This is a genomic window from Planococcus liqunii (assembly GCF_030413595.1).
Classification (GTDB): Bacteria; Bacillota; Bacilli; order Bacillales_A; family Planococcaceae; genus Planococcus; species Planococcus liqunii.
Map to the genome: position 1 here is coordinate 3,159,679 of NZ_CP129238.1, position 21,152 is coordinate 3,180,830.

A 21,152-nucleotide genomic window follows, 5' to 3' on the forward strand; every position below is an offset into this window, starting at 1 on the left:
TTGTATTTTAAATTAAGCTTGGTTTGAACTGCCGAATTCGCGCATCTTGCCAATAACAGTCGCTTTGATTGCATCACGTGCAGGCGTCAAGTATTTGCGCGGGTCATACATTTCTGCATCTTTAGCCAATGCTTCGCGGACTGCTTTTGCAGAAGCGATTTGGTTTTCTGTATTTACATTGATTTTCGCTGTTCCCAGGGAAACCGAGCGCTGAATATCTTTAACCGGGATTCCTGTTCCTCCGTGAAGGACAAGCGGCACGTCGCAAAGCTGAGAAATTTCTTCCATTTCTTTAAAGCCTAAGTTCGGCTCGCCTTTGTACGGTCCGTGGACAGATCCAAGCGCCGGTGCCAGGCAATCGATGCCCGTTTGTTCAACCAATTGCTTGCATTCCTGCGGATCGGCATAAATCACGCCGTCTGCAATCACATCGTCTTCTTGTCCGCCGACAGTCCCTAATTCAGCTTCTACAGATACATTATGTTTATGTGCATATTCCACAACTTGTTTCGTAATTTCAATATTTTCTTCAAATGGATGATGGGATGCATCAATCATCACAGAAGTAAACCCAGCGTCGATTGCTTCTTTGCATTTTTCAAAGCTGGAACCGTGATCTAGGTGGATTGCCACTGGTACTGTGATTTTGTAATCATGCATCAAGCCCTTCACCATATGTACAACCGTGGTGAATCCGCCCATATAGCGCGCAGCGCCCTCAGATACCCCTAAGATAACCGGAGAATTTTCTTCTTGTGCCGCCTGCAGGATAGCCTGGGTGAACTCCAGGTTATTCAAGTTAAATTGGCCGATTGCGTACCCTTCTTGTTTCCCTTTAATCATCATTTCTTTCATTGAAACCAATGGCATTACAAAATTCCTCCTCAGTGTATATCTTGCTAAATATCCTTTTTACTATACCAAAAACCGCATGATTTCGCCACTTCAGTGTATATCAGTCCCGTAACAATTGCTTTACAGCTTCTCTAATTTCAAATACATCAAAGGGCTTTGTGAAATAACTGGCTGCTCCGCTGTCTATTGATTCTTCGATTAAGTCCAGTTCCCCGTACGCGGTCATCATGATGACTTGTATTTCAGAACCCAATTGCTTTAAATTTCTCAGGATTTCCAGGCCGTCCATTCCCGGCATTTTCATATCCAACAGCACCACATCCGGCTGTATTTCTTTCGCTTTTGCTAAGGCTTCGCGCCCATTTGCCGCCATTAAGGTCAAAAAACCCTCTTTTTTAAACACTTCATTCAGTAACAGGCGGATGCCCGTTTGGTCATCGACAATTAATATGGTTTTCAAGAGGACTCATTCCCTTCTTCTTCCAATTGTATACTTATTTCCATTCTACTAGACATCCCCCGCCTTTTCCACAGTGTGGAGCCTTCTGTTATAATTTGTTGATGAGGTGAAACAAAATGAAAATGTTATCGACACAATTAGCCGGCCTGTTCCAGCGAATAGCTGGGCAAGAAGAAGCAATTGAAGATACTGCGCGGGTCCTGGCACAGGCGGCAATCGGAGAAGGCACGATTTTTCTCGCTGCATTTGGCGAAATGAAAGCCGTTGCGCTGAGCGCGCTCGAAGGTGTCGAACCGCTCCAAAGCGCTGCACATTGGCAGCCGGACAGTGTCATCAGCAGCGCGGACCGGGTCTGGATCCTTGCTAAAAACAGTGAAGGCGACGAACTTGCCAACCGTTTAAATGACGCCCACTTGCCGTTTGCGATGCTGGTAGCGGAAAAACGCAGCAACGAAATGGAAGCGGACGCTTTTGTTTCGTTGAAGATCGACAAAGGGCTGCTGCCGACCGATGACGGCGGACGAACCGTCGTTCCGCATGCAATGGGTGCATTATTTGTCTACCATGCTGTCAAAATGGCCGTTGATGAAATGCTGGCCGAATAAATTACCGAAAAAACCGTTTGCAGAACTGTTCTGCAGGCGGTTTTTGATTTCAGCAGGAAAAATTCGGAATTTGTGCGCGTTCAGCATCCCGGATACTAAAAAACTTCCCGTCTGCAGTGCAAACGGGAAGTTTTCTTGTTTTCAGCATCCAGCTGTTTTTAAGTGCCTTATCAAGATAAGACAGGTGCTACTTCTACTTTTTTCAATGAAGCTCCGACAAACTCTCTGAATAGAGGCTGCGGGCGGTTCGGACGAGAAATGAATTCAGGGTGGAATTGGCAAGCTACGAACCAAGGATGGTCAGCAATTTCGACGATTTCCACTAGACGGCCATCCGGGCTAGTACCCGAGAAGATAAAGCCGGCTGCTTCGAATTGCTCGCGGTATTCGTTGTTGAACTCATAACGGTGGCGATGGCGTTCGTAAACCACTTCTTCTCCGTATGCTTCATGCGCTTTAGAACCGACTTTCAATTTTGCCGGATATAAGCCAAGGCGCAATGTGCCGCCAAGGTCTTCGATGTCTTTTTGCTCCGGCAACAGATCGATGACCGGGTAAGAAGTTTTCGGGTTTAATTCAGAAGAATGCGCATCTTCGAAGTTCATGATGCTGCGTGCAAATTCAACTGAAGCCAATTGCATCCCCAAGCAAATTCCGAAGAACGGCACATTGTTTTCGCGCGCATATTTCGTTGCCGCGATTTTCCCTTCAACGCCGCGGTCTCCAAATCCACCAGGAACCAGGATGCCGTCGCAGTTTTTCAGTTTCTCTTCTACGTTTTCAGCATTGATGTGTTCAGCGTTAATCCAGTCCACTTCAATTTCAGCGTCGTAAGCGAAGCCCGCGTGTTTCAAAGCTTCAACGACAGAAATGTAGGCATCCTGCAATTCAACGTATTTCCCAACCAATCCAATGCGAACGGTTTTAGACAGCGACTGGACTTTTTCAACCAGTTCAATCCACTCGGTCATGTCCGCTTCAGGTGCTTCGATGCCGAAGTGGTCAAGAACGATTTGGTCCATGCCTTGCTCTTTCAAGCGAAGCGGCATTTCATAAATGACGTCTACGTCGCGTGATTCGATTACTTCTTCCGGCTTAATGTCGCAGAACAAAGCAATTTTGTCTTTCATGTCTTGAGGGACAGCGTGTTCTGTACGAACAACAATCAGGTTCGGCTGAATTCCCAGGCTGCGCAGCTCTTTTACGCTGTGCTGCGTCGGTTTTGTTTTCATTTCTTTTGCAGCGCCAAGGTACGGAATCAACGTACAGTGAATGTACATCACTTCGTCGCGGCCAAGATCTGAACGCATTTGGCGAATGGCTTCAAGGAATGGAAGCGACTCGATATCGCCGACAGTTCCGCCGATTTCCGTGATAACGACGTCAGCTTTCGCAGTTTTTGCAGCGCGCAGCAAACGGTCTTTGATTTCATTCGTGATATGCGGAATTACTTGAACAGTTCCGCCCAGGTAGTCGCCGCGGCGTTCTTTCTTAATGACCGTCGAGTAGACTTTCCCTGTGGTTACGTTCGAGTATTTGTTCAAATTGATGTCGATAAAACGTTCGTAGTGGCCAAGGTCCAAGTCCGTCTCAGCGCCGTCGCCTGTTACAAAAACTTCCCCGTGTTGGTAAGGGCTCATCGTGCCCGGGTCAATATTAATGTACGGATCAAATTTCTGGATGGTTACGTTCAATCCTCGGTTTTTCAATAAACGCCCAAGTGAGGCAGCGGTAATCCCTTTGCCGAGTGACGATACAACGCCGCCGGTCACAAATATATACTTTGTCATGCTTGTTCCTCCTCCATTAATAAAAAATAAAAAGCGCCCCGCCTGCAGTGTGCAGAGGGAGCGCGTAAACTGTACGAATCAATCTCCTATTTTAAGGAGCCCAGTAAAATCTTATCCAGTCTCATCGCATAAGTCAAGGTAAAAAAATGTTCAGATTACTTCAAATCGTCTTCTAAATCGTCTTCCTCTTCTTCTTCGTCGTCGATAATATTGCCGTCCAGGTCTTCCACCAGAACGTCTACATCGACTTCATCGTCATCATCGTCATCCACGTCTACATCAAAATCGATGACTTCTTCTTCCTCTTCTTCATCACCAACCGGCGGGATGATCAATGCACTTGCGTCATCGTCTTCATCCTCGTCGTCAGCATCATCGAAATCGTCAAATTCCAACTCATCTTCCAATTCAAGGTCCATATCGTCAAAGCCTTCATCGTCCGCCACTTTCGCTTTTTTCTTGCGGGCTTTAACGGTTGGTGCAGACTCTTCTTCAATTTGCTCCACTGGATACCATTCACGGAGGCCCCAACGGTTTTCACCTAGAATCAGGAAGCGGCCATCAATGTTCATGTCTGTATAGAACTGGACAAGGCGGGCTTTCATGTCTTCTTTTGACAAACCAAGCAAGTTCTCAATTTCTGTGACAAGCTCAGGGTAAGTTTTTGTTTCGTGTGTTTCTTGGAGCATTGCATATGTTAAGTCAACAAATGACTCTTCGATTAGTTCTTCTCTCGATAATTCACGGATTTTCAATCTGTGCACGTCCCTTCTTCTATCGTTAACTTTATTCATTATATACAAAGATGGTGCACTCCGCTACCGTGTTTTCTTTTTTCTGCTACTAAGCTGTGTCCAGCCGAAATAAAACAAATAAAGCGACAAAATTAAAAAAGGGATCGATCCCAGTGCTTTATTGTAGAGAAATAAAGTGAGTACGATGCAGAGGATGATGACAATGTAATGTGTGTATTTCGACATGGCTTCTCATCCTTTTTTTGTCTACAGTGAACTTTCTTCTATTATACAGAAAAAATGCGTTTAAAGCGACATACTGGGTTTTGATGCTCAAATTTAAAACTGATATTTATCTAAATACAAATAATCTCATTTCTTGCCATCATGAACGTATTATTTTTATCAAGGCAATTTTTCTCTTAATAATAAAGATAGAAAAACCGTTTGCGGATCTTCCGCAAACGGTTTTTCTTGTTGCCCAGCTCCAGTGGCCAGCCCCTCGGGTTCTTAAGTCAGCTCATCTGTACGGCAAAAACACTCCGTTTCGGTGTTCTGCCTGAAAACATATGCTCCTGCAGCACTTCGTGCTTCGTCGCAAAGTTATGTCCCAAATTCCCTTTGGTCCATAACTTGCCTGCCAGGACTGACCAGGCGCTTCCGCTTTTCTCGTTACATATTCCGTCTGTACTGCCCGCCTACTTCATACAGGGCCGTGGTAATTTGGCCGAGGCTTGCTACTTTTACGGTTTCCATCAATTCCTCGAAGATGTTGCCGCCTGATTTTGCTACGTGTTTCAAGCGGGCTAAAGCTTCTTCTGATGAATTGCGCTCCTGGAAAGCACGCAGGTTGGCAATTTGTGTTTCTTTTTCTTCGGTCGTCGCACGTGCGATTTCCATTGCGTTGATGTCGTCGTCGCTTTGCGGGTTCGGATTCAAATACGTATTCACGCCGATGATCGGCAGTTCGCCCGTATGCTTTTTCATTTCGTAGTGCATCGACTCTTCCTGGATTTTGCCGCGCTGGTACTGCGTTTCCATCGCACCCAATACGCCGCCGCGGTCATCGATGCGGTCGAATTCCGCAAGCACCGCTTCTTCGACAAGCTGCGTCATCTCTTCGATGATGAACGCACCTTGCAGCGGGTTCTCGTTTTTCGACAAGCCGTGTTCTTTCGTGATGATCATCTGAATGGCCATCGCACGTCTTACGGACTCTTCCGTCGGCGTCGTGATCGCTTCGTCATAAGCGTTCGTATGAAGCGAGTTGCAGTTGTCCTGCAGCGCCATTAATGCCTGCAACGTTGTGCGGATATCGTTAAAATCGATTTCCTGTGCGTGCAAGCTGCGTCCGGATGTCTGGACATGGTATTTCAGTTTCTGGCTGCGGTCGTTGGCGCCGTATTTGTCGCGCATCACAATTGCCCAAATGCGTCGTGCTACGCGCCCGATTACCGTGTATTCCGGATCTAGGCCGTTCGAGAAGAAGAACGACAAGTTTGGCGCGAAATCATCGATGTTCATGCCGCGGCTCAAATAGTACTCTACGTACGTGAAACCGTTGGATAGCGTGAACGCCAATTGGGAAATCGGGTTCGCGCCTGCTTCTGCGATATGGTAGCCCGAAATCGACACGGAATAGTAGTTGCGCACTTTGTGGTCGATAAAGTACTGCTGAATATCACCCATCATGCGAAGTGCGAATTCTGTCGAGAAGATGCACGTATTCTGCCCTTGGTCTTCTTTCAGGATATCGGCTTGTACGGTGCCGCGCACCACTTGCAGCGTCGATTCACGCACTTCCGTGAATTCTTCCAGCGTCAACGGACGGCCGAATTTCTCTTCGTTGATTTTCACCTGCTGATCGATTGCCGTATTCATGAACATCGCCAAGATGATTGGCGCAGGCCCGTTGATCGTCATCGATACAGAAGTGGATGGTGCACAAAGATCAAAGCCGGCATACAATTTCTTCATGTCATCAAGCGTACAAATCGATACGCCCGACTCGCCGACTTTGCCGTAGATGTCCGGACGGTGATCCGGATCTTCGCCGTAAAGCGTTACGGAGTCAAAAGCAGTTGATAAACGTTTTGCATCATCGTCTTTCGACAAGTAATGGAAGCGTCTGTTTGTGCGTTCCGGCGTTCCTTCACCCGCAAACTGGCGCTTCGGATCTTCCCCTTCGCGTTTGAACGGGAATACCCCGGCCGTGTAAGGGAATGAACCTGGAACGTTTTCGCTATATACCCATTTCAGGATTTCGCCGTAGTCTTCGAATTTCGGCAAAACAACGCGTGGAATTTTCAGCCCGGCAAGGCTTTCTGTCCGCAGGATCGTCCGGATTTCTTTGTCGCGGACCGTTGTGACAAACTCATCGCCGGCATAAGCTTCTTTCAGCGCTTGCCAGTTTTCCAAAATGCGTTTGGATTCCGTTGTCAGCTCTTCACGGACGCCGTAGGCAAGCGATTGGAGAGATGCTACTAATGCATCATCCGGCGCTTTTTCTTTAACGGCTTCAATAGCGCCTTCAAGCTGGAACAAACGGCGTGCAAACGCAGCCTGCTCTTTTGCTTTTGCGTGATAGCCGCGCACCGTTTCCGTAATTTCACGCAAATAGTAGCGGCGGTCATTCGGAATTATCAAATTCTCTTTTTGTGTTTTGACAAATTGGTCATAATCCGTCGTCCATTCGGTTCCGCATTTTTCATTGACAATGTGGACCAAAGCCGCAAACAGTGAATTTGTCCCTTTGTCGTTGAACTGGCTGGCGATCGTGCCGAACACCGGCATTTCTTCCAATTCCTTGTCCCACAACAAACGGCTACGCTGGTATTGTTTCTGCACTTGGCGAAGGGCGTCTTCAGAGCCTTTACGCTCGAATTTATTGATGGCGATCAAATCGGCATAATCGATCATGTCGATTTTTTCAAGCTGTGTCGGTGCACCAAATTCGCTTGTCATGACGTACATCGAGACATCCGAGAAGTTGGCAATTTCTGCATCTCCTTGCCCAATGCCGCTCGTTTCCACGACGATCAAGTCAAATCCTGCTGCTTTTACGACATCCAGGACATCCCCAAGTGCGCCTGAGATCTCCGTCCGAGACCCGCGTGTTGCCAAGCTTCTCATAAACACGCGTTTATTGAAAATGGCGTTCATGCGGATACGGTCGCCTAACAGCGCCCCGCCCGTTTTTTGTTTTGTCGGGTCAATCGACAGAATGGCAATTTTCTTATCCGGCAATTCTGATAAGAAACGGCGGATCAATTCATCCGTAAGTGAGCTTTTTCCTGCTCCGCCTGTCCCGGTAATGCCGAGCACCGGCGTATTTTTTGACTGTGCACGTACTGCCTGCAGCAAGTCGTCTGTATTGATGTCGCGCGTATGCGCTTCTTCCGCTGTGGTAATCAGGTTGGCCAATGCCACCGGATTTTCGGCAGAAACGGCTTCTGCAGAGACATCTTCTTTTACGGTCGAGAAATCACATTCTTTGACGATTTCTTCAATCATACCCTCAAGCCCCAGCTTGCGCCCGTCTTCCGGAGAGAAAATGCCGGCAATGCCGTACTCTTCCAGTTCTTTGATTTCCCGCGGCAAAATTACGCCCCCGCCGCCGCCGTAGATGCGGATATGGCCAGCGCCTTTTTCCTGCAGCAAATCGTACATATACTTGAAGTATTCCATATGGCCGCCCTGGTAAGACGAAATGCAGATTCCCTGCACGTCTTCCTGGATCGCCGCATTGACCACTTCTTCAACGGAACGGTTATGCCCCAAGTGAATCACTTCCGCACCCGCCGCCTGCAAAATCCGGCGCATGATATTGATCGATGCATCGTGGCCGTCAAAAAGACTCGACGCCGTGACGAAACGGACGTGGTTTTTCGGCTTGTACTTTGTTTCTTCTTGAATAGTCGCCATTTTATATTAAGCCCCCTGTATCGTGGTTTTTTCTCCTGCCATCCCCTGCAGCAGAAACTGAGTTTGAAGCTTGGTGAATTCCTGGATGGTAAAATCGCGCAATGCCCAGCGGCGGAACGCCCACATCTGGCCCTGTACGAATAGATGATGGGCAGCCAATTTGATTTCTTTTGGCGCCAGCTTAAGTTCTCCGCTGTCGGCACATTCCATAAGTAAGCGCTCGAACAAAGAAACCATTTCGATTTCTTTGTTCAGCACATACTGCAGCGCGTCTTTTGGCAATGATTTCGATTCCTGGTACATGACGACAAATTCGTCCTGCATGTCATCAATCAAGCCGTAATAATGCTCAAGCGCGGTCACCAGCACTTCAAGCGAGCCTTTTTCGATATCGAGTGCATCAAGCCGTGCATGCACTTCATCGTAAATCGAATCACATACGAGATACAGCACATCTTCTTTCGTGCGGATGTATTCGTATAATGTTCCGATGCTGAAACCCGAAGCCTTGGCAATTTCCCGCGTCGTTGTCCGGTGAAAGCCCTTTTCTTTAAAAAGCATGACAGCTCCCCGGATCATCTGCGCCCGGCGCTTCTCAATCAGGCTTTCGTCTTTTACGGAGGACTGCACTTCACGCTTTTTACTCATGGGCGAATCCCTCCAGTTATTTCGTGACCATACGGGAAATGACCAAACGCTGGATTTCCTGAGTGCCTTCGTAGATTTGTGTGATCTTCGCATCGCGCATGAAACGCTCAACCGGGTAATCTTTCGTGTAGCCGTAGCCGCCGAATACTTGGACCGCTTCAACGGTTACTTTCATCGCCGTGTCGCCTGCCATCAATTTCGCCATGGCAGATTCTTTGCTGTATGGCAATTTGTTCGACTCAAGCCATGCTGCCTGGTAAGTCAATAGGCGAGATGCTTCGATCGACGTAGCCATATCAGCCAATTTGAATGAAACCCCTTGGTTGGCTGCAATTGGTTTGCCGAACTGCTCGCGTTCTTTTGCATAGCCAACTGCTGCATCCATTGCGCCTTGTGCAATTCCGACTGCTTGCGCGGCAATTCCGTTGCGGCCGCCGTCGAGTGTCTGCATTGCGATTTTAAAGCCTTGCCCCAGTTCCCCAAGAACGTTTTCTTTTGGTACGCGGCAGTTGTCGAAGATGATTTCAGTTGTCGGGCTTGAACGGATCCCGAGTTTTTTCTCTTTTTTGCCGACCGAGAAGCCTTCAAAGTCTTTTTCAACGATGAACGCTGTCGTGCCTTTGTGTTTAGAAGTTGGATCGGTTACCGCAAATACGATATACGTATCGGCAATGCCGCCGTTTGTAATGAAGATTTTCGAACCGTTCAATACGTAATGGTCGCCGTCTTCGCGCGCAGTCGTTTTCATGCCGCCTGCATCGGATCCCGAGCCTGCTTCCGTCAATCCGTAAGCGCCGATTTTTGTTCCTTCAGCCATCGGGCGAAGATACTTCTGTTTCTGTTCTTCAGTTCCGAATGTGTATACCGGCCAGCCTGCAAGAGATGTGTGGGCAGACAAGACAACGCCTGCTGATGCGTCTACTCGGGATAATTCTTCAACCGCGATGCAGTATGCCAAGTAGTCTGAACCAATGCCGCCGTATTCTTCCGGCCAAGGAATCCCGGTTAATCCAAGTTCCGCCATGTGGTCAAACATCGCGCGGTCAAAACGCTCTTCTTCATCGCGTTCTGCTGCTGTCGGCGCCACTTCATTGTTGGCAAAATCGCGCACCATTTTGCGGATCATTACGTGTTCTTCGCTCAATTGAAAATTCATTGTTTTATTCCTCCAATTAGGTAGTGTTTTTTAAAATTTTAGTGTCAGAACGCCGAAAGAGCGGAAGGCAACCATCTATTGCGATTGCTTCTTACTCTCTTCTGGCATCCTTCACAAAACGGATTTATTTTAAGAGTTGCTTACTGATAACAATGCGCTGGATTTCGCTGGTGCCTTCATAGATTTCGGTGATTTTGGCGTCGCGGAACAGGCGCTCGACCGGATAGTCTTCTGTGTAGCCGTAGCCACCGAATACTTGTACGGCTTCAATGGCGTTGTCCATCGCCGCTTTGGAAGCGAACAGTTTCGCAATTGACGCTTCTTTGTTGCAGTCTTTTCCTTTTGCGTAAAGGTCGGCTGCGTTGTAGACAAGCAGTTTAGCCGCTTCAACTTGTGTTGCCATGTCAGCCAGTTTAAAGGCGATGCCTTGGTTAGCGGAAATCGGTTTGCCGAATTGTTCGCGTTCTTTTGCGTAAGCGACAGCGTATTCGTAAGCCGCTTCTGCAATTCCAAGAGCTTGCGCGGCAATGCCGATACGGCCGACATTCAAGTTGGCCATCGCGATGCTGAAGCCTTTGTTTTCTTCACCCAACAAGTTTTCAGCAGGCACTTTCATGTTGTCGAACGTCAGTTGGACCGTTCTGGAACCGTGAAGCCCCATTTTCACTTCGTCTTTCCCGATGATCAGCCCCGGAGAATCTTTCTCTACGATAAACGCAGAGATGCCGCGCGTTCCGGCTTCCGGTTTTGTAGATGCGAACACAATATATGTATCCGCTTCACCGCCATTGGTAATAAATACTTTCGAACCGTTCAATACGTAATGGTCGCCGTTCAGGACCGCTTTTGTTTTCAAGCTTCCTGCGTCCGATCCCGCTGAAGGTTCAGTCAAGGCAAATGCCCCTAAGTATTCCCCGGATGCCAGTTTTGGAATGTATTTTTGAATCTGTTCTTCATTGCCGAAGTTCAAAATCGGGTTGGTCCCAACTGAGGTATGCACGGACAAAATTACGCCGATCACGGCACTTGCTTTTGACAATTCATGAATGGCGATGATATAAGAAGTGAAATCCATTTCCGAACCGCCGTATTTTTCAGGCGCGGTGATTCCCATCAATCCAAGGCCTGCCATCTTTTTCAAGATTTCCCGCGGAAATTCGCCTTCTTCCATTCGTTCAATAAAAGGGGTGATTTCTTCTTTGGCAAAATCACGGACCATATTTCGCATCATTGACTGTTCTTCTGTAAAACGCAAATCCATCGTGGTGCCTCCCATTTTAACTGTATTCATAGAATCCGCGTCCCGTCTTTTTGCCAAGCCATCCAGCTTTTACATACTGGCGAAGCAGCGGGCTTGGCCGGTATTTGCTGTCGCCAAATCCATCGTGCAGCACTTCCATAATGTAGAGGCATGTATCAAGCCCGATAAAATCAGCTAATTGGAGCGGCCCCATCGGGTGGTTCATGCCGAGGCGCATAATGTCGTCAATCGCTTCTTTGGTTGCTACGCCTTCTTGGAGCGTGAAAATTGCTTCGTTGATCATCGGCATCAAAATCCGGTTTGAGACAAAGCCGGGGAAATCGTTGCACTCTACTGGTGTTTTCGACAATTTCACTGTCATTTCTTCAACCGTTTTGTAAACTTCATCTGTTGTGGCGAGGCCACGGATGATTTCCACCAGTTTCATCACCGGCACCGGGTTCATGAAATGCATGCCGATTACTTGTTCCGGACGGTTTGTAGCTGCTGCAATTTCTGTAATTGGCAGCGAAGACGTGTTCGAAGCCAGGATGGCATGTTTTGGAGCTACTTCATCTAAAGTTTTAAAAATGCTATGTTTGATTTCCATGTTCTCGACTGCCGCTTCGATGACGATATCGGCGTCGTGGGCATCTTTCAAATCGAGGGAAGAAGAAATACGGCCAAGAACAGCCGTTTTTTCTTCTTCCGTCATGCGCCCTTTTTCCACATTGCGTGACAGGTTTTTCGTAATTGTCGCGATGCCGCGATCGTATGCTTCTTGTTTCATATCATTCAATTTCACATTAAAGCCGGATTGTGCACAAACTTGTGCAATGCCGGAGCCCATTTGGCCGGCTCCAATCACCATTACGTTTTGAATCATCATTGTCAGTTAGCCTCCTGTTTTGGAACTTCAATCATGATTGCGTCGCCTTGGCCTCCGCCTGAGCAGATGGCTGCGATGCCGATGCCGCCTCCGCGGCGTTTCAATTCATAAGCGAGCGTCAAAATAATGCGGGCTCCACTTGCGCCGATTGGGTGCCCTAAAGCAACCGAACCGCCGTTGACGTTTACTTTTTCAGCGTCCAGGTTGGCGATTTGAGAACTTGCCAGTGCTACCGCTGCGAACGCTTCATTGATTTCCACCAAATCGATGTCATCAAGCGTCTTGCCTGTTTTCTTCAGCAATTCGTTGATGACAATTCCTGGCGTTTCCGGGAATCGATGCGGTTCAATCGCCACTTCGGTATGCGCCAAAATTGTCGCTAAAGCGGGTTTACCCTCTTTTTGCGCCCGTTCTTCATTCATCAAGACTAGAGCAACCGCCCCGTCGTTGATGCCAGGTGCGTTGCCGGCTGTGATTGTACCGTCTTTTCCGAATGCCGGTTTTAATTTTGCCAGCGCTTCAATGGTTGAATTGGCACGCGGGGCTTCATCAAAATCGACCGTGATCGGCTCGCCTTTTTTCTGTGGAATTTCAATTGCGACGATTTCTTCTGCGAATAATTCTTTTGCTTTGACCGCACGCTCGTGTGAACGGGCAGACCATTCATCCTGTGCTTCGCGCGTTAAGCTGAATGCTTCTGCCGTCGAGTTGCCATAAGTCCCCATGTGGACGCGGTCCGGGTGGAACGAGCAAGACAGTCCGTCGTGAACCATCGAGTCAATGATCGGAGCGTCGCCCATGCGGAGTCCCCAGCGCGCTTTAGGCATAATGTACGGTGCATTTGACATCGATTCCATGCCGCCTGCCACGATAACTTCTTCGTCGCCGAGACGGATGATTTGGTCGGCAAGCGTAATGCTGCGCATGCCGGATGCACATACTTTATTGATCGTTTCTGATTTGACGTTATACGGGATTCCTGCTTTTTTCGCAGCCTGGCGTGATGGAATCTGGCCTTGGCCTGCTTGAAGAACATTGCCCATGATAACTTCCTGCACGTCTTCCGGCTGGATGCCTGCACGATTCATTGCTTCTTTGATCGCCACGCCGCCAAGTTCACTTGCGGATAATGTGCTTAAGTTGCCGCCAAATTTCCCGAATGCTGTACGTGCTCCATCGATAATTACTGTTTTTGCCATGATATTTCTTCCTCCCTTTGTAAACGGTTTCATGTTTGTCTAAAAAATATATGAGTCTTTCCTTGCTGCTGATGTCGAGTATTGTCTTATCGCAGATAAGATTTCCCGAACGCAGATAAAGTGCCTGTTCAAAAATTTTAGGCATCGCTTAACACTATTGCCTCTGTTTCTGCATCGCTTCGCTGCTTCGAAACATGAAAGAGCGTTGCATCACTTCGCTTCGCTCCGTTGCTTCGTCGCAAATTTTATTGGCCGAATGCTGTTCGGCCAATAAAATTGACTGAACGCTCGCTCGGTTTTAATTCAAAACAAAAGGGAGCTTTGGACTCCCTTTCATTTTCTTGCTTTATAGTTCCATCTTATAGAATTTTCTCTCTTTTGGCAATTATTATTGAATCGTTGCCGGTTCTAATTGGGCAGTACGGTTGCCGATAACTGCCATTTCAAGCAATTCTGCGACATCGTATGTGCCGACTTTGTCTTCGACTTCTTTCGCTTTTGTTCCATCTGACAACATTGTCAGGCAGTACGGACAGCCGGAAGAAATCATCGTCGGGTTCACTTCAAGCGCTTGTTCGGTACGGGCAACGTTGACGCGGTGGCCTGCATCTTCTTCCATCCACATCAATCCGCCGCCGGCTCCACAGCACATGCCGTCCTGGCGGTTACGGACCATCTCGACCAATTCGACGCCTTCGATCGCTTTCAGGATTTCCCGAGGCGCATCGTAAACGTCATTGTAGCGGCCGAGGTAGCAGGAATCATGGAACGTGATTTTTTCATTTACCGGGAATTGCGGTTTCAAACGGCCTTCCTGCACCAATTCAAACAGCATTTCGGTGTGGTGGTAAACTTCCGCTTTAAATCCGAAGTCCGGATACTCGTTTTTGAAGATATTGTATGCATGCGGATCGATCGTTACGATTTTCTTGACTTCCGCTTTTTCAAATTCTTTGATATTCGCCGTTGCCAGCTCCTGGAACAGGAATTCGTTTCCTAGGCGGCGCGGTGTATCTCCGGAGTTCTTTTCTTTGTTTCCAAGAATCGCGAATTTCACACCAGCTTCGTTCATCAAGCGTGCGAACGAGATGGCAATTTTTTGTGAACGGCTGTCGAATGAACCCATTGACCCAACCCAGAACAGGAATTCGAATTCTTCGCCGGCTTTGTTCATTTCTTTTACTGTCGGGATGCTGACGTCAGGCGCTGCATCTCTCCAGTTTTCTTTTTCTTTGCGGTTAAGGCCCCATGGGTTGCCCTGCTTTTCGATGTTGGTCATCGCACGCTGAGCATCTTTATCCATTTTCCCTTCCGTCATAACTAAGTAACGGCGAAGGTCGATGATTTTATCGACGTGTTCGTTCATTACTGGACATTGGTCTTCACAGTTGCGGCAAGTTGTACACGCCCAGATTTCTTCTTCTGTGATGACGTCTCCGATCAGGCTCGGGCTGTAGAGTTCATCGATGCTGATTCCTTCAGCACCGGCAGCCATCGCCAACTGGTTGCCTTTTGTATTGTTGAAGGCCATTGCAGGCACCCAAGGTTTTTGGCGGGTCATTACCGCTCCGGTATTCGTTAAGTTATCGCGAAGTTTGGTAATCAAATCCATCGGCGACAGCATTTTTCCTGTGCCGGTTGCCGGACACATATTCGTACAGCGTCCGCATTCCACGCAAGCGTAGAAATCGATCATTTGAGACTGGCTGAAATCCGTGATTTTGCCGACGCCGAATGACGGCATGGCATCTTCATCTTCTTCGTCTTCCATCTCTTCAAAGTTGATCGGCTTTAAGCGGCCGACATGGTCCACTCGGTGGAACCATGTATTGACCGGTCCGAAAATCAAGTGGGCGTGCTTTGATTGCGGCACGTAAACCAAGAATGTCAATAGGAACAAAAGATGCGCCCACCACATAACGTAGAAAATAGCGGCTGCTGCAGTTGCAGGAAGCCCAGAGAACAATGTGGCAAATACCGATGCAACCGGCTCAGTCCAAGCGGTTTCATGCCCTTGCCAAATCATGCCTGCACCATTTCCGACAAGAACGGAAACCATCAAGCCGCCGATGAAAATCAGCACTAGACCGGATTTCCAGCCGCGCTTCAAGCGGACAAGCTTTTCAATGTAGCGTCTGTAAAATGCCCAGACAACAGCAACTAGGATTGTCAATGTCACAATTTCCTGGAAAAACGTGAAGGCCGGGTAGAGCGGTCCAAGCGGCAAATGCGCTCCTGGAACCAAGCCTTTGATGATAAAATCGATGGCACTTGCCTGTACCAGCAAGAACCCGTAGAAGAACATCACATGGATCGTCCCGCTCTTCTTGTCTTTCATTAACTTTTTCTGGCCAAAGACGTTGACCATGACTTTACGGAAACGTTCTTTGAAGTTTTCTTCAAACTCCACTTTCTTGCCGAGCTTTATGAAATCATACCTGGTTTTCAGCAAATACAGAAACAGGTACACTGCATAAAACGTGATTGCAAGAAACAATACCCAGTTTGCTATGAGCAATGGCTCCATTATGATATCCCCCTTGTGTTTGTAAATTCCAAAAATTCCTTATACAAAGTCTACGTGACTGTTAAAAGATTGTCGATACTATGTTCTATATTAAATATGAATGAGCATTCAGTCAATAGATAATATGAAAGGGTTTACAATTTCTTATTATATACAAAATCGAATCAAAATAAACCCTGCAATCGGCGAGAGTGATCATAGCCACCAAATATCTGCTCATAGAATAAATGGCCTAAAAAAAACACCACTCAGCGTGGTGTTTCAGTCTCTAATGAATATACATATGCACCAAAATGCTGCTTCATCGCTCTAATCTGCTCCGGCCGGACGCCGATCAGCACGCAGCTTGCCGGCCCTCCGGAAAGTTCCGAGTCGACTTCTTCCGACAAATCCAGCTTTCGTTTCAGCAGCCGTTCTGCCTCGCTGGCGATTCCTTTTGAACCGACTGGCCAGACCCTTTCAATGATGCCTTTGTTCAGCGCATCATAGATTTTCCTGACGTCTGCAATCTGCTCTCTTTTATTCAGCACATCCGGCCCCACCAAAGGTTTCCCATAAATAAACCACTGCAGGCCTTCAGCAGGAAGTTCTCTTTTTTGCCGGCCAAGCATCGTTACCGCTACCCCTGATTGCAAAGTTGGCATATTCGTTTCAGAACTTCCGGTTAGCTGCGGTGTTTTGATGCCGATTTCCTTGAACTGCTCATTGATGCCTTCGACGTAGCGCCCCCACTGAGCCTCACCGCTGAAGTTATGAAGGAGAATCACTTCCGGTTCGCTTCCGGCGGCCCATTGTTCAAGCAGCGCGACACGCGCAGCAAATTTAGCTGTTACTCGGTCGGGCGCAGCCACAGCGTCCTGCGGTTTTTCTCCAATAGCGGCGGAATTATCGGATGTGATCACCCATTCACCGATTTTCAGTTCATGGCGCATTACCAGACCTTCTCTCCGACTTTATTCATAAACGGCATAACAATGGCCGCTCCTGCTGCATTGATTGACGCGGCTATCAGCAAGCCTGGCACGGATGCGTAGAAAAAGGCGGGAGACAACAAGATGTAAAACGGGAGAGCTGCCAGTAAGCCATTGCATAGAACAAACACCGGCCATTTCAAGACGTTTTTGCCGCCGGTGTGCAATTTGGCAAAAATCCAGACTGCCGCCCACATTTCAAGCGCGATAATGAGATGGAAAGGCCCGAGCGGCATGCCGCCGAACAAAGCAGAGATCAAATGGCCGAGTGCCGCGACCGTTCCCGCAAGCGGCGCAGACAGGAACAGCACTGCCACCAATGCCGGCAAGGAATCGAGTGCAATCGAAGCGATCCCGAGCGGAATTTTGATCATGCCGCCGACAGCCGCTAAGCTGATGAACAAAGCGGCCAACGTGATTTTATGTGTCGATAACTTAGTCATGCTTCTTCGCACGTCCGCCATTTTTGAACACTTTTGCGCTGCGCACATATTCGTTGTCCGGAACGCCGACCCGTGAATTCGCGACGCGGGCAGCGGCAAATAAATAATCCGATAAGCGGTTTAAGTAGCGCTGGACGACCACAGGGAACTCTTCTCCCGCTTTGGCCAAAGTTACCGTCTGGCGCTCTGCCCGGCGCGTAATCGTGCGGGCGATATGGAGCGTCGCTGCTGCCGGCGAGCCGCCTGGCAAAATAAAGCGTTCCAATAGCGGCGGTTCTTCCATCAAATCGTCAATGCGCGATTCCAGCACTTCAACCGGCTCTTCGGTCATTTTATACTGAGGTTCTTTGCGGACATCTGCCAAATCGCCTCCGCAATCAAACAACTCATTTTGAATCGCTTCCAGGTCGGCCAGCAAATCGGGAAACTTCTCCGGATCGAGTTCTGTCATCGCTTTGCCAATGAACGAATTGACTTCATCAATGGTGCCGTATGCTTCAACGCGCGGTGCATCTTTGTCCGTGCGTGCCCCAATTAAACTTGTTTGCCCTTTGTCACCGGTTTTCGTGTAAATTTTCATGTCCATCCGCTCCTTTGATTGTTTGTGGTATGCCGTACCAAATCCGTATTACCTGTTCGGCTCTTTTGAAAAGCTCTTGATACAGCCGCCCGATGACGTCGCGCAGCTGCCGTTCCAGTGGATCCACCGGAACGATGCCCCGGTTCATATCGGTCAAAATCCAGAGCTGGCGGTTAAACGGCTGTTTGCAAACCGCTCCGTCCACCAGGTTCCGGATTTTTTGTTCGTCCATCCCGTTTTCGAGCTGGGCTCTTACCCATTCTTCCAGTCCAGCAACAACAACAAATGGAGCCGTTTCGTCCGGCAATTCGCCTTCCAGCCAGACGTGTTCACGATTTCCAACCAATTCTTTTACCCATTGGCGTTTGCCATTAAAGGCTCCACCGAACACGATGTGCATCGGGCTCCCTCCTCGTATGCTTTACGGTTTTGCCAAACCAGCGTGTAGCAATGCCCATGAAGCGCGGTTTGCTGCCTGAAATTCTGCCCGCTGGCTTTTGCTAATAAATACCGGATCGGTCCGCCGTGGGCGACAATATAAAACTCATTTCCTTTCGGAAGACCCTGGACTGCCCGGTCCACCCGACTCATAACGTCAGCAAGGCTTTCCCCTCCAGGCGGCGCTAAATCGATCGGATTGTCAATCCAGTCCCGGTAGCGCTGGTCCCTGTTCAATTCATCATACGTTCTCTTTTCCCATTCGCCGAAATGGCATTCCCGAAAGCCCGGATCCGCATGATAATCAGCATTTGGAAAAAGATGTTCGGCGGTTTGCCGGCAGCGCAGCAAGTCGCTGCCCCAGACGTTTTGGACGTCAGGGCTTCCATTTGTCGAAAAAGGCAGCACAGCTTCATCCGTCCAGCCGATGTATTGTTTTAAGCCATTGCCTTTTGTCGGTGCGTGGCGGATCAGATGAAGAATAAAAGCACGGTCCATAAAAGCAGTTCAGCCCCTTCTATATAAGTACCAAACAAGTCGCCGGTCACACCACCAAATTGGCGCAAGCACCATTTCCGGTAAACCCAGAGTACGAACAGGAAACTCAAAAGAATAACAGCAGTCGGCACAAGCCCTATCCAATAAATCAGCAGGCCTCCGCTAATGAATAAATACAGGCAAGCAGCGAACAGCAGCCACTTAACATCCGCACGCTGGCGGAAAAAAGAAGCGAGTCCGTTGTTTTTGGCGCTTTGGGTCGTACTAAACAGCAATAGCAGGCCTGTTCTCGACAGCACAGGTGTGAGAATGAGCACAACAAGCGGCAATTCATCAATCAGTTCGGCCGCAACAATGATTTTGCCGAGAACTGCGAATAGCAGGACCATTGTTCCGAAAGCCCCAATTCGCGGATCGCCCATGATTTCCAGGCGCTGCTCTCTGTCCTGATAAGAGAAATAGGCATCGCCCACATCGGCAAGGCCGTCCAAATGCAAACCGCCTGTCGCTGCCGCTAAAAAGAATACAATCAGAAAAGCCGCAAGCAGCGGGCTCGCTTCCGTATAGTCTCTCAACACGGAAGCGATAATCATAGAAGTGCAGCCCAGCAAGGCCCCTAATAAAGGCAAGCTTGCATACATGGCGGTAACGTCTTTCTTTTCAAGCGGCAATTCTTTCCTTACCGGCAACACCGAGAAAAATTGAAAAGCCAAGGCGATTCCATTGCCAAGGTGCTGCATCATGTTTTCGCCTCCATCAGCTCTTCGACCGCTTGCCAGTTGATATGCCGCTTTACATGCTGCGCCCAAGCAGCGTATCGGTCGATTTCCTTCGAAACGGCTGGCTCCGGAAGATTTTTCGCTTTCCGCAGCGGCGCAAGAAAAGCACGCCGGAATTCCGGTCCATCAAATAGGCCGTGCAGATGCGTGCCGATTATCCTTCCTTCGAGGTATCCTTCACTGTCTTTTCCGTACTGGATCAATGGCGGAAATATACTTGTGGAACGGCCCGTGTGAATCTCATAGCCTTCTACCGGGACATCGGCTTTTTCTAACCTGACCATCCCTTTTCGGCGCTGCACAAACTTCTCTTCTGAAAAATATGTCTCCATGCCCGGCACAATTGACAATCCCTGTTCTGCTTCCACTTTAAGCCCGTCATGTCCAAAGGGGTCCGACAAATAGTCCCCGAGCATTTGAAAGCCGCCGCATAAACCGACAATCCGCGTTTCATCCGGCAGCGCTTTAAGCGCTTCTTCAAGCTGTTGGCTCTTCCAAAAGCGCAGATCCGCAATGGTGCTTTTCGTTCCCGGAAGAATGACCACATCTGGTTGGCCAATTTCACTCACCAGCTCGACCCAGCGCACCGACACATCGGGTTCTTTTAAGAAAGCTTCAATATCCGTAAAATTCGATAAATAGGGATGCTTTAAGACCACAATATCAATCGGCCGCTGCGAAGCCGCTTTGGCCAGTTCACGGACCCCGAGCGAATCTTCCTGTTCGATGCCATGCTCAGGCAAATACGGAATCACCCCAAGAACCGGAATGCCTGTATACGATTCTAAAAAAGCGACACCGTCTTCAAAGAGCCGAAGGTCTCCGCGGAATTTATTGATCAGCAGCCCTTTTACGCGTTCAGGATGGGGCATCAACGCCAATGTACCGACAATGGAAGCGAAAACGCCGCCGCGCTCAATATCCGCCACCAGAATCACGGGAACGTCTGCACGCTCGGCAACCGCCATATTGACCAATTCCCGGTCGTTCAGGTTCACTTCAGAAGGGCTGCCGGCGCCTTCGATGACAAGATGGGTGAAGTCTTGCGACAGATTCAAAAGCGCCTGATCAATCGCTTCCAAACCTTGCTTATAAAAGTGCTGACGGTAATCCATGCCATCCATAGCGGCCATTTCTTTGCCGAACAGCACGACTTGCGATTTCATATCACTTTCAGGCTTCAATAGGATCGGATTCATGTTGACGGTCGCAATAATTCCAGCCGCTTCAGCCTGTATACCTTGAGCCCGTCCGATTTCTTCTCCCCATACTGTAACGTAAGAGTTGTTTGACATGTTCTGGGATTTGAACGGTGCGACCCGATAGCCCCCTTCAGCCATGATGCGGCAAAAAGCCGTACAAATCATGCTTTTTCCAACGTCGGATGAAGTTCCTTGAACCATGATTCCCTGCATT

Annotated in this window: 20 protein-coding genes; 1 reads left to right on the plus strand and 19 read right to left on the minus strand. The window is 48.6% G+C overall.

The features are described from left to right. Positions 1 to 12: 12 nt before the first annotated feature. Entirely contained in the window at positions 13 to 870 is an 858-nt protein-coding gene (locus QWY22_RS15615) for a class II fructose-bisphosphate aldolase (protein ID WP_036809745.1), read from the minus strand. 85 nt (positions 871 to 955) lie between these two features. Next, positions 956 to 1,315, minus strand: coding sequence for a response regulator (locus QWY22_RS15620; protein ID WP_300981750.1), 360 nt, complete (start codon positions 1,313 to 1,315; stop codon positions 956 to 958). Between the two features lie 116 nt (positions 1,316 to 1,431). Between QWY22_RS15620 and QWY22_RS15625 the strand changes: the two genes are divergently transcribed. After that, positions 1,432 to 1,920 carry a DUF2529 family protein gene (locus QWY22_RS15625; protein ID WP_300981751.1) on the plus strand — a complete coding sequence of 163 codons (489 nt, stop codon included), beginning with the start codon at positions 1,432 to 1,434 and terminating at the stop codon, positions 1,918 to 1,920. A gap of 170 nt (positions 1,921 to 2,090) precedes the next feature. Here the strand turns inward: QWY22_RS15625 and pyrG are convergent, their stop codons facing one another. The 17 genes from pyrG to QWY22_RS15710 form a co-directional block, all read right to left on the minus strand. Continuing rightward, entirely contained in the window at positions 2,091 to 3,710 is a 1,620-nt protein-coding gene (gene pyrG, locus QWY22_RS15630) for a CTP synthase (RefSeq protein WP_300981753.1), read from the minus strand. A 155-nt stretch (positions 3,711 to 3,865) separates the two neighbouring features. After that, positions 3,866 to 4,465: a DNA-directed RNA polymerase subunit delta gene (rpoE, locus tag QWY22_RS15635; RefSeq protein WP_300984408.1), complete on the minus strand. Its 600-nt coding sequence runs from the start codon at positions 4,463 to 4,465 to the stop codon at positions 3,866 to 3,868. A gap of 63 nt (positions 4,466 to 4,528) precedes the next feature. After that, positions 4,529 to 4,690 (minus strand): hypothetical protein, encoded by a 162-nt coding sequence (locus tag QWY22_RS15640; protein WP_175557113.1) that lies wholly within the window; start codon positions 4,688 to 4,690, stop codon positions 4,529 to 4,531. 426 nt (positions 4,691 to 5,116) lie between these two features. Continuing rightward, entirely contained in the window at positions 5,117 to 8,368 is a 3,252-nt protein-coding gene (gene icmF / locus QWY22_RS15645; protein ID WP_300981754.1) for a fused isobutyryl-CoA mutase/GTPase IcmF, read from the minus strand. A 6-nt stretch (positions 8,369 to 8,374) separates the two neighbouring features. Next, positions 8,375 to 9,016, minus strand: a complete 642-nt coding sequence (locus QWY22_RS15650; protein ID WP_300981755.1) for a TetR/AcrR family transcriptional regulator — start codon at positions 9,014 to 9,016, stop codon at positions 8,375 to 8,377. A gap of 16 nt (positions 9,017 to 9,032) precedes the next feature. After that, positions 9,033 to 10,172, minus strand: coding sequence for an acyl-CoA dehydrogenase (locus tag QWY22_RS15655; RefSeq protein ID WP_036809723.1), 1,140 nt, complete (start codon positions 10,170 to 10,172; stop codon positions 9,033 to 9,035). 124 nt (positions 10,173 to 10,296) lie between these two features. Further along, a complete protein-coding gene (locus QWY22_RS15660) occupies positions 10,297 to 11,433 on the minus strand; it encodes an acyl-CoA dehydrogenase (protein ID WP_300984409.1) in 1,137 nt (378 codons plus the stop codon). Between the two features lie 16 nt (positions 11,434 to 11,449). Next, the gene (locus tag QWY22_RS15665; RefSeq protein WP_300981756.1) at positions 11,450 to 12,301 is read right to left on the minus strand and encodes a 3-hydroxybutyryl-CoA dehydrogenase; all 852 of its coding nucleotides are present in this window, start codon (positions 12,299 to 12,301) and stop codon (positions 11,450 to 11,452) included. A gap of 2 nt (positions 12,302 to 12,303) precedes the next feature. After that, positions 12,304 to 13,500 (minus strand): acetyl-CoA C-acetyltransferase, encoded by a 1,197-nt coding sequence (locus QWY22_RS15670; RefSeq protein WP_300981757.1) that lies wholly within the window; start codon positions 13,498 to 13,500, stop codon positions 12,304 to 12,306. Positions 13,501 to 13,888: 388 nt separating this feature from the next. Continuing rightward, positions 13,889 to 16,027, minus strand: a complete 2,139-nt coding sequence (locus tag QWY22_RS15675; RefSeq protein WP_053167041.1) for a (Fe-S)-binding protein — start codon at positions 16,025 to 16,027, stop codon at positions 13,889 to 13,891. 248 nt (positions 16,028 to 16,275) lie between these two features. Continuing rightward, positions 16,276 to 16,959 carry an alpha-ribazole-5-phosphate synthase gene (locus tag QWY22_RS15680; protein ID WP_300981758.1) on the minus strand — a complete coding sequence of 228 codons (684 nt, stop codon included), beginning with the start codon at positions 16,957 to 16,959 and terminating at the stop codon, positions 16,276 to 16,278. After that, positions 16,959 to 17,441, minus strand: a complete 483-nt coding sequence (locus QWY22_RS15685; protein WP_300981759.1) for an ECF transporter S component — start codon at positions 17,439 to 17,441, stop codon at positions 16,959 to 16,961. The genes QWY22_RS15680 and QWY22_RS15685 overlap by 1 nt, the downstream gene beginning before the upstream one ends. Then, positions 17,434 to 18,021 (minus strand): cob(I)yrinic acid a,c-diamide adenosyltransferase, encoded by a 588-nt coding sequence (locus QWY22_RS15690; protein ID WP_300981760.1) that lies wholly within the window; start codon positions 18,019 to 18,021, stop codon positions 17,434 to 17,436. Before QWY22_RS15690 ends, QWY22_RS15685 begins: the two co-directional genes overlap by 8 nt. Then, positions 17,996 to 18,421 (minus strand): bifunctional adenosylcobinamide kinase/adenosylcobinamide-phosphate guanylyltransferase, encoded by a 426-nt coding sequence (locus QWY22_RS15695; protein WP_300981762.1) that lies wholly within the window; start codon positions 18,419 to 18,421, stop codon positions 17,996 to 17,998. Before QWY22_RS15695 ends, QWY22_RS15690 begins: the two co-directional genes overlap by 26 nt. Continuing rightward, on the minus strand, positions 18,373 to 18,957 hold the full coding sequence (locus tag QWY22_RS15700; protein ID WP_300981763.1) for a histidine phosphatase family protein: 585 nt from the start codon (positions 18,955 to 18,957) through the stop codon (positions 18,373 to 18,375). The genes QWY22_RS15695 and QWY22_RS15700 overlap by 49 nt, the downstream gene beginning before the upstream one ends. After that, on the minus strand, positions 18,930 to 19,700 hold the full coding sequence (gene cobS, locus QWY22_RS15705) for an adenosylcobinamide-GDP ribazoletransferase (RefSeq protein WP_300981764.1): 771 nt from the start codon (positions 19,698 to 19,700) through the stop codon (positions 18,930 to 18,932). The genes QWY22_RS15700 and cobS overlap by 28 nt, the downstream gene beginning before the upstream one ends. Then, positions 19,697 to 21,151 (minus strand): cobyric acid synthase, encoded by a 1,455-nt coding sequence (locus tag QWY22_RS15710; RefSeq protein ID WP_300984410.1) that lies wholly within the window; start codon positions 21,149 to 21,151, stop codon positions 19,697 to 19,699. The genes cobS and QWY22_RS15710 overlap by 4 nt, the downstream gene beginning before the upstream one ends. Position 21,152 lies beyond the last annotated feature (1 nt).